The organism is Streptomyces sp. NPDC102259 (assembly GCF_044766465.1).
GTDB lineage: Bacteria > Actinomycetota > Actinomycetes > Streptomycetales > Streptomycetaceae > Streptomyces.
The window spans coordinates 21,534-34,051 of the sequence record NZ_JBIWMA010000011.1; the positions used below are offsets into that span (position 1 = coordinate 21,534).

A 12,518-nucleotide genomic window follows, 5' to 3' on the forward strand; every position below is an offset into this window, starting at 1 on the left:
ACAGAGGCCGGGGGCAGGCCACGCCCCCGGCCCCGCCCCCGTTTCCGGGCTTGCGTTCATAAAGAACGCGGGATCCGGGCCAGGCGTCACCTCGCCGAAACACAACCGCCCCCACCTCTCCAAGACCGCCCCGTACCGTGGACACCACAGCTCACAGCTGACAAGCCCCGGCCACCGTCGCCCGAAGGCACACCCCCGCCCTCGCCCCGACAGGAGCTACGTGTCCCCGCGCCCGCACATTCCCGCTCGCGCATTCCGTCCGCTCGCCGCCCTTCCGCCCTGGCTCGCCCACGCCCTGCGCGCCCAGCGCGGGCCCGTCCCCTGGAGCGCGGTCACGCGTGGGGCGCTGGCCGCCGGGCCGCTGCTCCTCGCGTCCGTCCTCGCCGGCCGGCTCTCTCTCGGGGTGGTCGCCGCCATCGCCGCGATGCTCGCCGGGATCAACGACCGGCCCGGCAGCAGGCGGACCGCCGTGAAGCGGCTCGGGGCGCCCGCGCTCGTGGGTGCGGGAGGACTGCTCGTCGGGACGTACGTCGGGGATCACGTCGGCGCCGTCGCGCTGACGGCCGTCCTCACCGGGCTCGGGCTGCTGGCCGGCGGGATGAGCGCCATCGGGCCCGTCGCGTCCGGCGCCGGGACGCAGCTGCTCGTCGCCTCGGCGATCGGCGCCGGGATGCCGGTCGCGGACGCCGGATGGACGCGCGCCCTCGCCTTCCTCGCCGGGGCCGGCTGGCTGCTCGCGCTGCGGCTGCTGCTGCCCACGCCCGGCGCGATGACCGGCGACTTCCGGTTCGACGGTGAACGGGACGCGGTGGCCCAGGTGTACGACGCCGTCGCGGAGCTGCTCGACGCCACGGGGACCGAGCACGCCACCACCCGCCGCGCCGCGCTCACCGCGGCCCTCGACCACGCCCAGGACGCCCTCGCCGGACCCCGGCTGCGGCGCGGTGCGAGCTCCGTCGCCGAACGGCGGCTGCGTGCCCAGTACGCCGCCGCACTTCCCCTCGCCGAGGCCGCGACCGCCCTCGCCTGGGCCGCGGAGGGCCTCTCCGAGCGAGCCTCGGCCGGGCCCCGACGGCTTGCCGCCGCCGTCCGCGAGAACACCCACACCGGGCCGCTGCCCGCGCCCTCCCGGTCCGCCCCCGCGCTGCGCGCCCTCGACGACGCCCTGCTGCACGCCGCCGACGCCTTCGACCAGGGCGGCGGCGGCGATCTGCACGCCCGCCGGCGCGGCGTCCGCGATCTGCTGCGCACCGGGTTCGGCGCGGGGGGCCGCGAGTACGGGCTGCGGGTCGCCCTCTCCTTCGGGGTCGGCGTCGCCGTCGCGCAGGCCCTGTACCACTCCCAGTGGTACGGCCGGCACACGCACTGGTACTGGCTGCCCGCCACGGCCGTCTTCCTGGTCAAGCCCGACCTCGGGCCCCTGGTGTCCCGGGTGCTGTGCCGGGCCGCGGGGACCGTGCTCGGGGCGCTGCTCTTCGCCGGCCTCGCCGCCGTGCTGCCCCGGCCGGAGGGGCTCGTGGCGCTGGTCGCCCTGTGCGGCGCGCTCATCCCCGTGTCCACCCGGCATTTCGCCGCCCAGACGGCCGTCGTCACGGTCCTCGTGCTGTCCCTGGTGATGGTCGGCGGCGAGCCCCAGGCGTCCGTCAGCCGGATCGTGGAAACCCTGCTGGCCTGCGCGATCGTGCTGATCTTCGGGCATCTGCCGATGCCGGGGGAGCGCGGTGGCCAGGTACGTGCCCGGCTCGCCGCCGCCGCGGGCGCCGCGCACGCCTACCTCACCCATGTGCTCGACGGCTCCGACGACCGCGCCGCCCGCTGGACCCTGCGCCGCGAGGCCTACCGCGCCCTCGCCGAGGCCCGCACCGCCATCGCCCTCGCCGCCCACGAACTGCCCGCCCTCGCTCGGCACACGGAGGGCACGGACGAGGTCGCCGCCGTCCTCGAACGGCTCGTCGACACGACGACCGCCTGCGCCGTCCACCTCGACGACACCGGGCGGCTCACCGCACGGCACCGGGAGCGGCTCGCCGAACTCCTCGACGAACTCGCGGCGGGGCGGGAACGGGTCGGGCTGCGGGCGCCCGTGCCGCATCTGCCGGTGGCCGGCTAACCCTGCCCTGCCCTGCCCCGCCTGGCCTTCCCTGCCCGTCAGTCGATCCGCACCCACACCGGCGCGTGGTCCGACCCCGGTTCGTTCCTGCGCGCCGCCGGGTCGAGCCCCACCGACGGGAGCCGCAACCCCTCCGGCGCCCCAGGACCCGCATCCGTTCCCGTTCCCGTGCCCGTGCCCGCCGACGTCAGCCGGTGGACCAGGCGGTGGCTCGTCAGTATGTGGTCGATCAGCTCGCGCCGCCCGGAGTTGATCCGTGAGTAGCGGCGGTCGGCGGGGATCAGCGGGGCCACGTTCCACAGGCGGGCCGCGTCGCCCCCATCGGGCGTCTCGAACCCGCGGGTGCCGATCTCCGAGCCGGGCGGGCCGAGCAGGATCTGCGTGGTCGCCGCCTGGACCTCGTCGTTCAGGTCGCCCAGCACCGCCACGTCCCGGTCGCGGCCGTCACCGGCCAGGAGGTCGTCGGCGAGCGCGCGCAGCGCCGTCGCCTCGGCTGCCCGACGGTAGAGGGCGTACGCGCCGTAGCGGGCCCGTTCGCCCTCGTCGCGCGGGAAGAAACGATCACCCGGGTACGACAGCAGCTTCGACTTCAGATGGGCCACCGCCACCCGCAGCGGCCCGGCCGGCGTGACCGTCTCCACCGCGAGGAAGCCACGGCCCGAACCGTCCGAGGCGGCCCCCGAGTCGTCCGCCTGCACGGGCCGCAGTCGCGCCGGGTACGCGCGCGTGTCGGCCAGTACCTCCAGGGGCGTGCGGCTGATCACGCCGACCCGGATGCCCCGGCCGTCGGGGTGCGCGGACAGCGCCGCGTGCCAGGTGCCGCCCACCGTCTCCAGCAGGTCCGCCAGCGCCTCGGGCTCCCCGACCTCCTGGACGCCGAGCACGTCCGGGTCGAGCGCGGTGACGACGGCGGCGAGCGCGGCGAGCTTCGTCTCGTAGGCGGACTTGTCCTTCGGGCCGGACGGTCCTCCGGGCCGGTACAGGTTCTCGAGGTTCCAGGTGCCGAGGAGCATGCCGGGCTCCCTCCAGGAGGTGTCGTGGCGCCAGGGTGCCCGTCCGCCGGGGGTCGGCGACAGGTTCGGGACAAGATGCGCGCCACGGCTCACTCGCGGGCACGACACGGTCCTACGTTGACGCGATGACGTCCTCTCCGCCGCCCTCCCCGGAACAGCCGGAGCACCGGGAACCCACGGACCCCCTCGGCGCTCGCGGAGCCCTCCCGAGAGTCGGCGCTCGCGGAGCCCTCCCGAGAGGGAGGACGCCGCGAGCGTCGTCCGGGACGGGGGTCGTGGACCAGGTCGCGAGCGCATCGACGCGCGCGGCCAGGTCGCGCTGCCCGGGCTCGTCAAGACGACGCCTGAAATACGTTCCGCGGCGGCGATGAGTTCCGTGCCGTCCGTGAGTCACCCCCTCCGACGGACCGTCGCACAGGAGGGGCAGCCATGGCGCATCCGGAGCTTCCGGAGATCGTCTCGCGCGAGGAATGGCGCGCCGCGCGCGAGGAACTGCTGGCCAAGGAGGAGGCGGTGGCACGCGCGCGGGACGCGCTCGACGCCGAGCGGCGCGGACTGCCCATGGTCGAGGTCGGCAGGGAGTACGTCTTCGAGGGCGGCGACGGCAAGGCCGGGCTCCTCGACCTCTTCGAGGGCCGCAGGCAACTCGTCGTCCACCACTTCATGTTCGCCCCCGAGTGGCCGACCGGCTGCCGCTGCTGCGCGGCCTTCCTCGACCAGGTCGGTCATCTGGCCCACCTGAACGCGTACGGCACCTCGTTCGCCGTGGTGTCCAGGGCGCCGTTCACGAGGATCCTGCCGTTCAAGGCGCGCATGGGCTGGACGGTGCCCTGGTACTCCTCGTACGACGACGACTTCAACGGGGACTTCGAAGCGACGGTGGGGCGGGACGGCGGCCTCGTCGAGCGGCCCGGGGTCAGCTGCTTCCTGCGGGAGGGCGACCGGGTCTTCCACACCTACTCGGTGTTCGATCGTGCGCTCGACCGGCTGGGCCCGGCGATGAGCTTCCTGGACCTGACGGCGCAGGGGCCGCCGAGCGGTGCGCGGGTCCGCTACCACGACGAGTACGAGTTCTGACACGGAGCGTGCCCGAGATGTTCGTAAGGTGACCGGATTCTCACACTCCGCGTTGAACGCGTGTCAACTACGTCTCAGTCCCGCAACCGGCCGAGGCCTTCCACCTCCCAAGAGCGTTAACTCCTACAAGTACGACGCTGATCGGAGGTGCGAGATGGTGAACGGGCGGACCGTGCTCGAGCGCTTTCCCGCGGGTGGGCCGCGGGGCTCGTGGCCGGCGGAGGAGTTCGCGCACGCGCGACGTATGGAGGGGCTGGCCGCCGAGGTCGTCATGGACCTCGCCACGGACACGTTCCTGGTGGTCGTCCGGGGCGGCGACACCGCGCGGTGAGCCGTCAGCCCGCCTGTGACGGGGCGGGCACCTGCGCCGTGAACTGCTCGGCCTGAAGCGTGTACAGCTCCGCGTAGACGCCACCGCCCGCCAGCAGCTCGTCCGGGGTCCCGGACTCCACCAGCCGGCCCTGGTCCAGGACGTGCACCAGGTCCGCGTGCCGGACCGACGCCAGCCGATGGGTGATCAACACGACCGTCTGACCGCTGTCGGCCAGCGCGCGGATCTTCTCGAAGACCTCCAGCTCGGCCCGGGCGTCCAGGGCCGCCGTCGGCTCGTCCACGATGAGGATGCGCCCACGCCGGTACGCCGCCCGGGCGATGCCGAGGCGCTGCCACTGGCCGCCGGACATCTCGTGACCGCCGCTGAAGTGCCGGGCCAGCAGCGTGTCCAGACCGCGCGGCAGGTCCTCGACCACCTCATGGGCGCCCGCCTCCGCGATCGACGCGGCCAGCCGTTCCTCGGTGAGCGGCGCGGCGGAACGGCCGATCGCGACATTGACCCGGGCCGTGAACGGCCACCGCTTGAAGTCCTGCGCCACCATCGCGATGCGCTCGGCCAGCTGGTGCCGGTCCGCGTCCGCCGCGTCCACGCCGTCCCACAGGATCCGTCCCCGGTCCGGCTTGTAGAGCCCCGCCAGCAGCTTCACCAGGGTCGTCTTGCCGGAGCCGTTCTCGCCGACGAGAGCGATGATCCGGCCGAGGGGGAGTGAGAGGGTGACGTCGTCGAGGGCCGGACGCGCCGACTCGCCCGGATAGCCGAACGTGACGTTCTCGAAGCGGATCTCGCGCGGCTCCTCCGGCAGGGCCGCGCCGCCCACCGGGATCGCCCGTTCGGCCGCCTCCACGTAGAGGCGTTGGAGGTCGCCCACGAACAGGGCCTCCTCGTGCAGCTGGTTTACCTCCAGGACGAGGGTGTTCAGGCTCGCGGAGCCGCTGCGGATCGCGATCACGGCCGTGCCCGCCACCGCCAGCGCCATCGTCCCGGTGAGCAGCAGCCCGCCCAGCGTGGCGTACGTGGCCAGCGTCGCCAGGCCGGTCCAGGTCGCGGCGAACAGTCCGGTGCGGGCCGCGAGCCGGGCCAGCCGGGCCTGCTCCGCCTCCGCCGTCTCCGACATCGCGCGGAAGTGCCGCAGCAGGAAGGGGCCGACGCCGTGGACGCGGATCTCCGGCGCGGCCGCCGGCTCGGTGAGGAGACCGGCGATCAGATGGCCCGCGCGCGCGTGCTGCACCCAGGTGTGGAAGGACTCGTAGCGGCGCCGGGCGTTGGTCAGGGCGCTCCAGGCACTCGGCAGCGTCATCGTCACCAGCAGCGGCAGCAGGAGCGGGTGCAGCACGGTGAGGACGCCCGCCGACGCGGCCAGCGAGATCATCGCGTTCACCACGCGCGTACCGTGACTGATCATGTAGCGGCTGGACCGGGCCCCGTACTGCGCGGTGTCCAGCAGCTTGTGGAAGGCGTGGTCCTCGATCGCGGCGAGCTCGACGGCGGCGGCCCGTTCCAGGTACAGCTCGGTCGCCACCCGTTCCACCTTGGGCTCGAGCCGCCCGGTGGCATACGTCGACGCGGCCCGCAGCAGCGCCCCGATCAGGAGGACGACGGCCATGGCGGACAGAGCGGGGGCGGCGCCGCGCAGCCGGTCCTCGATCGGGCCGCCGGTGATGAGCCGGCCCAGCACGGAGTTCATGGCGAGCAGACCGATCGCCTGCGCCACGCCCCGGGCGATCTCGGCGGACAGCACGATCCGGGCGGCTTTCGGGTCGGCCTGCCGGGCCAGTCGGAGGCTGGTGCGCAGGAGCGACGGCAGCCGGGTGAGCATGGCGCGGAAGTTCAGCTCCAGGAAGGCGTCCCGGTGCTGGTTCCAGCCCATGTCGTAGCGCAGCGGGCCGCCGAAGAGGAGCCGCTCCGACTCGGACACGTCACGTTCGTCGGGACCCTGCGGTTTGCGTGCCTTGCCCGCCTCCTGTGCCTTGCCCGCCTCTCGTGCCTCTCCCACCGTCGGCCCCCCGATCGCGATAGTCGACGAAGGGCCACTATCGCGGGACGAGGCGGGTGAGGGCAGGGCGTGGGGCGGGAGAGCCGGGACGCGCGGGCGTGCGCCGGACGGCCCCGGACCGGCCGACGCAGGGGCGGCGGGCTATGCGCTGATCGCCCGTGACCAGGTGGGCGTCGTGCCCGTGAGGCGGCACAGGGCCAGATAGAGGGGGATCGGCGGGGTGTACGGAAGAGTGCCGTCCGGTCGGTGGATGAGACCGGGGATGTGCGGGGAGTCCGGCAGGAGCGCCCCCGTGGCGTAGTGCGCGGGGGCGGGCCACTCCAGGGCGTAGTCGGAGTCGGAGGGCACCAGCCACCACCAGCGCGCCTCGTCGGCGTAGACGCAGCCCACGCGCGGCAGGCGCGGCATGAGCAGCGGGCCGAGGCGGGCGGGGACGGAGACGGCGTCGCAGCCCAGCGGGGCCGTCATGCCGTCGGGCACGGTCAGTCTGCGCTGAGGCTCGGGGGCCTGCGCACCGCGCGGCCCGCGCTGGAGGCGGACGAGCGTGTCGAGGGTCAGCAGCGGAGTCCGACCGGAGACCGCGCTCATGCCCTTCCCCGCTCGCGGCCGTGCTCGAGCGGGAGAGGGCCGGCGAAGTGGCCGGCCGGCCGGCCGTCGCGGCCGCCCTCGTGTCCGGCGTGGCCGCCGGAGGCGCGGTGCCACTGCGGCGCGACGCGGGGAGCAGGGCCGTCGGGTGCGGATGCGGGCGCCGGTGCGGGTGCGGGCTTGGCGGAGGTCGCGGCGGGTGCGGGCCTGGCGGAGGTGGTGGCGGTTGCGGCCGGCGGCACGGGGTGCGGTCGTCGGGCGGCCCGGCCGGCCATGGCGCGGTACCACTGTTCGGCCTGCTCGTCCTCGTCGGCCGGACCGTCCGCCGGTCCCGGCTTCGGGCGGGAGCCCCAGCCGAGGTCGTTGCGGGGCCCGGTCGGGTCGGTGCGCGGCTCGGCGGGACCGTCGTGGAACTCGTCCAGGGTGTCGAGGAGCTCGCCCAGGTCGGCGTGGTGCGGCTCGGCCGTGTCGAGGCTGTTGCAGGGCTCGGCGGGGTCGCGGGGAGCGTCGGCCTTGCGGGTCAGGTCGGCCCAGACCAGCAGGCCGGGCCCGTGCTCCTGGGCGCCCCAGGCGTGACAGAGGGCTTCGACGAGGAGCAGTCCCCTCCCGTGCTCCTCCTCGGGACGCTGCGGGGAGGGATGGGGCTCACCCGGCGCGCACCCCTCGTCGCGCACGGCTATGCGGACCAGGTCGTCGCCGTCGTGCAGCTCGCAGACGACGATGTCGCTCGCGGTGTGCACGATCGCGTTGGTGACCAGCTCGGATATGACCAGGGCGGCGGTGTCGCAGGTGTCCTCGCACACCGACCAACCGGTCAGCCGGGCCCTCGTCAGGCGTCTGGCCTGGGCGGGGGAACCCGGATGGGCGGCCAGTTCGAATCGGAACCGGCGCTCGGCAGCAGCCTGGTCTGGGCCTGCTCCCGCGCTGGCACCGAGACCCTGGGGGCGGCCTGCGGCGGCGTCTGTTCCTAAGGGCGCGGACGGAATCACGCTTGCCACTATCTCCCCGCCGTGAACACTTGGCAAGTGTCACTCTGAAAAATGCAGAGTGCTGTGTGACGCAGTGAGGGGCCGTGGCACACTGCTCGCAACAGCACGTTGAACGGCGCCAATTGGGATCGGTGAAGATCCGTACGGATTCGTACAGACCTTCGAATCGATCTTCGAGCGGCGCCGTAAGGCTGTCGGGATTCTTTTCGTGACCGGCCGGGTCGGGGCTCGTGCGGCCCCCGCGTGACCGGCCGGGCTCTTCGTGGAGGTGGGGCGTGAGCGAACCGCGGTCCGCGCCGACGGTCGGACAGGTCGTCCTGGGTCGACGCCTGCTGGACCTGCGGGAGCGCGCCGGGCTCAAGCGCGAGGAAGCCGCCCGCATCCTGCGCGTCGCGCCCGCCACGGTCCGGCGTATGGAGATGGCCGAGGTCAGCCTCAAGATTCCGTACCTCCAGCTGCTGCTGAAGGCCTACGGGGTCACCGACGAGGAGGCCGAGGGCTTCGTCCAGCTCGCCGAGGACGCGAACAAGCCGGGCTGGTGGCAACGGTTCCACGACGTCCTGCCCGGCTGGTTCTCGATGCACGTCAGCCTCGAGGGCGCCGCCGCCCTGATCCGCCAGTACGAGCCCCACTTCGTCCCCGGCCTGCTCCAGACCAAGGACTACGCACGCGGTGTCCTGAAGTCCGGCGCCATCGGCCAGACCCGCCCGGAGGACATCGAGCGCCTCGTCGACCTGCGCATACAACGTCAGGACCTGCTCACCCGTCAGGACGCCCCCCGGCTGTGGGTCGTGATGGACGAGACGGTGCTGCGTCGCCCGGTCGGCGGCCCGGAGGTGATGCGCGCGCAGATCGACACCCTGCTCGAGGCCGCGAAGCTGCCCAATGTGACGTTGCAGGTCGCCCCGTATGAGAACGGGCCGCATCCGGGCACGTACGGGCCCTTCGTGCTGTTCCGATTCGCCATGCCGGAGCTTCCGGACATGGTCTACAGCGAGTACCTGACCGGCGCCGTCTATCTCGACGCCCGCACCGAGGTGGCGACCCACCTCGAGGTCATGGACCGCATGGCGGCGCAGGCCGCTACTGCACATCGCACGAAGGAGATCCTCCGGGATCTCCGCAAGGAGTTGTGAATGAACCACATCAGGATCCAGTCCAGGCCGCCTCGGGTCCGCGCTCAGCGGATCTACAACGGCATGCCCGCCCGGGAACTGGGCAGCGAGGGCTGGCACAAGCCGTGGAGCGGCGGCAACGGAGGCAACTGCCTGGAAGCGATGAAGCTCGCCGACGGCCGGATCGCCGTCCGGCAGTCCACCGACCCCGACGGGCCGGCGCTGATCTACACCTCCGACGAGATGACGGCCTTCATCGAGGGCGCCAAGGCGGGGGAGGCGGACTTCCTGCTGTCCTGAACGGACCTGTCCGGCACCTTTTGCTCAGCTCACCCCCCACCCGTCCTTTCCCCATCCCTGTTTTCCCCACCCTTCTTTCCCCACCCCTTGTTCCCCATCCCCGCTCACCCGCCCTTGCCTTAGCTCAACTTCCTTAATTTGGTACTGACTTGAACACAATCCGCGTCACACGCTCAGGGGGTGCCTCATGACCGGGCAGGACCCCACCGGAGCCGTCGAGATCGACACCGGCAAGCCCCAATCCCGCACGGATGTACGACTGCTATCTCGGGGGGAAGGACAGGGCCGGCAGATGCTCGCCCTCGACCCCCGCGTGCCGGTGATGGCACGAGTCAACCGGGCCGTCATGCACCGCTCCACCCGCCGGCCGGCCGGCACTTCGTCTCCGACGAGGACGGCGCGCACGAACCGGTGGACCGGCTGTTCGCCGCACTGCCCTTCGGCAGCCACCTGATGATGACCCACGCCACCGCGGACTTCTCTCCGGAGGAGTCGGCGGCGGCCACGGTGAAGCTGAAGGCGGCGGGCGTCACCCTCGCTCTGCGTTCGCGCGCGGAGTGCACCCGCTTCTTCGCCGGGCTCGACCTCGCCGAACCCGTCGTCGCGGTGGTCCCCGGCCTCGGGGAACATCGGTACAGCGGTTGGCGCTGAGAACGATCATGGTCCGGGTGTGAGCGTGCTGACCCGGTTCTCGTACTCACGGCGGGCCTTGCGCTGAGCCGGGATCGCGGAGCCGCCGTGGCCGCCGTCGAGGGGCTGGCAGCGGGCGAGGAACTGGCGGTGCACGGAGGGCGCGGCGGTGACGCGCAGGGTATAGCCCTGGCCGCGCCGTACGGTCACGCCCTGGTCGAGCACGGCCCGCTCGGTGGCATCCAGCTCGGCGGTGCGGAGGAAGTCGGCGACCTTGCCCGGCATGTCGAGGGTGACCGGCAGCTCCGGCGCCGGACCCTCTTCCTCGATGGCGATGTGGTCGGGCAGGAGGTCGGCGACGGCCGTGCGGATCGCGCCGCGGCTCACGTCGTGGTCGCGGGCGAGGGCGGCGATCGAGTGGCTCTCCAGGTACGCGGCGCGCACGTCGGCGACCGCGCCGCCCGCGAGCGCGGGGCGGCGTCCGCCCTTGTTGCCCTTGGCCTCGGCGGCGCGCAATCCGTCGTAGGTCAGTTCCCGCTGGAGATCGCGTTGGAGTTCGCCGGCGGCGGCGAGGGTCTGCACCATGAACTTCACGGTGGACAGCAGTTCGCCGGTGCGCGGGTGGCGGGCGGTGAGGTCCATGGCGGAGAACGCGCCGTCGTGGATGCGCAGGGCGAGCTGGTCGCGGTGCAGGACTTCGAGGACGTCGAGGATGTGCTGGTTGCCGCGCACGAGGCGGAACATCTCGGAGATGTGCACGGTGTCGCCCGGCCGCGCGTACGTGAGTAGTTCACTGAACTTCGGCCGCTGGAGCGGGTGGAGGCGGCTGGAGGTACCCGGGTCTTCCTCGAAGACGACCGGGTTCTCGATCCCGGCCTCGGCCAGGACGAGGTCTTGGCGGGCGGTGGACTGCTGGTCGGTCGACACCCTCTTGTAGACGAGATTGGCCACGCTGTTCCCCGCTTCTGCCGCCGCATCGGACCTTGGGTGTCATCTAACCCTGTCGTCAGCCTTCATCGGATCTCATTGGATCGGAGCCGCCGTCAGGCCCCGGAATCACTGGGTTCATTGGACGCCGGCCCGCGCCTGTCGTCATTCGATCGTCTGCCGACACTCAGGCGGTGGTTCCGGCGACCACGTCGACGGCGTGGCGGCGGTGTGCTGCGAAGAGGTCGAGGGCGGTGCTGGTGTCCCGGGCGCGCAGCGCGGTGACGAGTCCGTGGTGCTCGCGCGGGATGCGGTCGAGGTAGCCGGCGGTGCTGCGGCCGATCCGGGTCAGCAGGAACAGGTGGACCTGGCACCGTATACCGTCCCAGGCGTCGGCGAGGCGCTGGTGTCCTGCGGCGGCGAACACCGCGTCGTGGAAGGCGATGTCCAGGCGCACCATTTCGTGTGCGTCGCCGGCTCGCTCCATCATGCCGGCCGTCTTCGCGATGGACGCGAGATCCTCGTCCGAGGCGTGGGCGATCACCTGGCGGACGGCGAGGTCCTCCAGTGCGCCGCGCAGGCTGTCGAGTTCGGCTACGTCCTCGGTGGACAGCGTCGTCACCGTCGTGCCCCGGTGCCAGGCGCAGTGCACCAGGCCCTCGCGCTCAAGGAGCCGTAGCGCCTCGCGCACCGGGCCGCGGCTGACGTCCATCTCGCCGGACAGCTCTACCTCGCGCAGCTGCTCGCCCGGGGCGTAGGCCCCGTTGAAGATGGCCTCGCGGATGCGGTCAGCGACCTCGTCGGCCAGACCGCGGCGGCGGGCCGGGGCCACCTTGCCCTGATCACCCATGTCCGAATTGCACCTCCTCAGCCAATGGCCTAATGTTAACATTCAGGCGTTGTCATGATGTCAACATTAGGACAATCGAGCAGGATCGCCCACGGGCCACTCCGCTCCTGGCAGGAAGGCAGTGTCATGACCGTTCTCGACTCCCCGATCCCCCGCTTTCACCTGGCCGTTCCGGTCGATGACCTGGCTGCCGCGCGCCGCTTCTACGGCGACGTCCTGGGCCTGGAGCAGGGCCGCAGTGCGGAGACGTGGGTGGACTGGAATCTGCACGGCCATCAGTTCGTCACGCACCTCGCGCCGGAGCGCGCCCAGCGCATACACAACCCGGTCGACGGCCACGACGTACCCGTGCCGCACTTCGGTCTGGTTCTGACGGTCGAGGCGTTCCAGGAGCTTGCTGAGCGGCTTCGGGCGGCGGGCACCGAGTTCGTCATCGAGCCGTACGTGCGTTTCGCGGGCCAGAAGGGCGAGCAGTGGACGATGTTCCTCCTCGACCCGGCCGGCAACGCGCTGGAGTTCAAGGCGTTCGCCGACGACTCGCAGGTGTTCGCCGCCTGACCGGCGGCTGGCACCCCCACCCCCACACGCGAAAGAC

General features: G+C 72.5%; 11 protein-coding genes and 2 pseudogenes. 7 read left to right on the forward strand and 6 right to left on the reverse strand.

Translation table 11 applies throughout. The features are described from left to right. Positions 1-220: 220 nt before the first annotated feature. Positions 221-2,110 (forward strand): FUSC family protein, encoded by a 1,890-nt coding sequence (locus tag ACIRPU_RS24380; RefSeq protein ID WP_403870755.1) that lies wholly within the window; start codon positions 221-223, stop codon positions 2,108-2,110. A 38-nt stretch (positions 2,111-2,148) separates the two neighbouring features. On the opposite strand, the gene ACIRPU_RS24385 is transcribed toward ACIRPU_RS24380, so the two are convergent. Beyond that, positions 2,149-3,123, reverse strand: coding sequence for an endonuclease/exonuclease/phosphatase family protein (locus ACIRPU_RS24385; protein WP_403870758.1), 975 nt, complete (start codon positions 3,121-3,123; stop codon positions 2,149-2,151). Between the two features lie 429 nt (positions 3,124-3,552). Here ACIRPU_RS24385 and ACIRPU_RS24390 point away from each other — a divergent pair, with 429 nt between their 5' ends. Further along, a complete protein-coding gene (locus ACIRPU_RS24390; protein WP_403870761.1) occupies positions 3,553-4,200 on the forward strand; it encodes a DUF899 domain-containing protein in 648 nt (215 codons plus the stop codon). Positions 4,201-4,354: 154 nt separating this feature from the next. Beyond that, a complete protein-coding gene (locus ACIRPU_RS24395) occupies positions 4,355-4,531 on the forward strand; it encodes a hypothetical protein (protein WP_351767768.1) in 177 nt (58 codons plus the stop codon). 4 nt (positions 4,532-4,535) lie between these two features. On the opposite strand, the gene ACIRPU_RS24400 is transcribed toward ACIRPU_RS24395, so the two are convergent. The 3 genes and pseudogenes from ACIRPU_RS24400 to ACIRPU_RS24410 all read right to left on the reverse strand — a co-directional run. Continuing rightward, the gene (locus tag ACIRPU_RS24400) at positions 4,536-6,401 is read right to left on the reverse strand and encodes an ABC transporter ATP-binding protein (RefSeq protein ID WP_403871287.1); all 1,866 of its coding nucleotides are present in this window, start codon (positions 6,399-6,401) and stop codon (positions 4,536-4,538) included. Between the two features lie 267 nt (positions 6,402-6,668). Further along, on the reverse strand, positions 6,669-7,115 hold the full coding sequence (locus tag ACIRPU_RS24405) for a hypothetical protein (RefSeq protein WP_403870764.1): 447 nt from the start codon (positions 7,113-7,115) through the stop codon (positions 6,669-6,671). Positions 7,116-7,597: 482 nt separating this feature from the next. Then, positions 7,598-8,110: pseudogene (locus ACIRPU_RS24410) on the reverse strand (ATP-binding protein); the annotation flags it as partial. A 266-nt stretch (positions 8,111-8,376) separates the two neighbouring features. Here ACIRPU_RS24410 and ACIRPU_RS24415 point away from each other — a divergent pair. The 3 genes and pseudogenes from ACIRPU_RS24415 to ACIRPU_RS24425 all read left to right on the forward strand — a co-directional run bounded on the left by ACIRPU_RS24415 (position 8,377) and on the right by ACIRPU_RS24425 (position 10,167). Continuing rightward, entirely contained in the window at positions 8,377-9,237 is an 861-nt protein-coding gene (locus ACIRPU_RS24415; RefSeq protein ID WP_384116406.1) for a helix-turn-helix transcriptional regulator, read from the forward strand. Next, positions 9,238-9,516, forward strand: coding sequence for a DUF397 domain-containing protein (locus tag ACIRPU_RS24420; RefSeq protein WP_355703779.1), 279 nt, complete (start codon positions 9,238-9,240; stop codon positions 9,514-9,516). A 187-nt stretch (positions 9,517-9,703) separates the two neighbouring features. Continuing rightward, a pseudogene (locus ACIRPU_RS24425) lies at positions 9,704-10,167 on the forward strand (SAM-dependent methyltransferase). A 6-nt stretch (positions 10,168-10,173) separates the two neighbouring features. On the opposite strand, the gene ACIRPU_RS24430 reads toward ACIRPU_RS24425, so the two are convergent. Together ACIRPU_RS24430 and ACIRPU_RS24435 are read right to left on the reverse strand one after the other, a co-directional pair. After that, positions 10,174-11,097, reverse strand: coding sequence for a recombinase family protein (locus tag ACIRPU_RS24430; protein WP_403870767.1), 924 nt, complete (start codon positions 11,095-11,097; stop codon positions 10,174-10,176). Between the two features lie 163 nt (positions 11,098-11,260). Then, positions 11,261-11,923 (reverse strand): GntR family transcriptional regulator, encoded by a 663-nt coding sequence (locus tag ACIRPU_RS24435; protein ID WP_403870770.1) that lies wholly within the window; start codon positions 11,921-11,923, stop codon positions 11,261-11,263. 126 nt (positions 11,924-12,049) lie between these two features. On the opposite strand from ACIRPU_RS24435, the gene ACIRPU_RS24440 reads away from it, so the two are divergent. Beyond that, positions 12,050-12,481 (forward strand): VOC family protein, encoded by a 432-nt coding sequence (locus ACIRPU_RS24440; RefSeq protein ID WP_403870773.1) that lies wholly within the window; start codon positions 12,050-12,052, stop codon positions 12,479-12,481. The last annotated feature ends 37 nt before the right edge of the window (positions 12,482-12,518 follow it).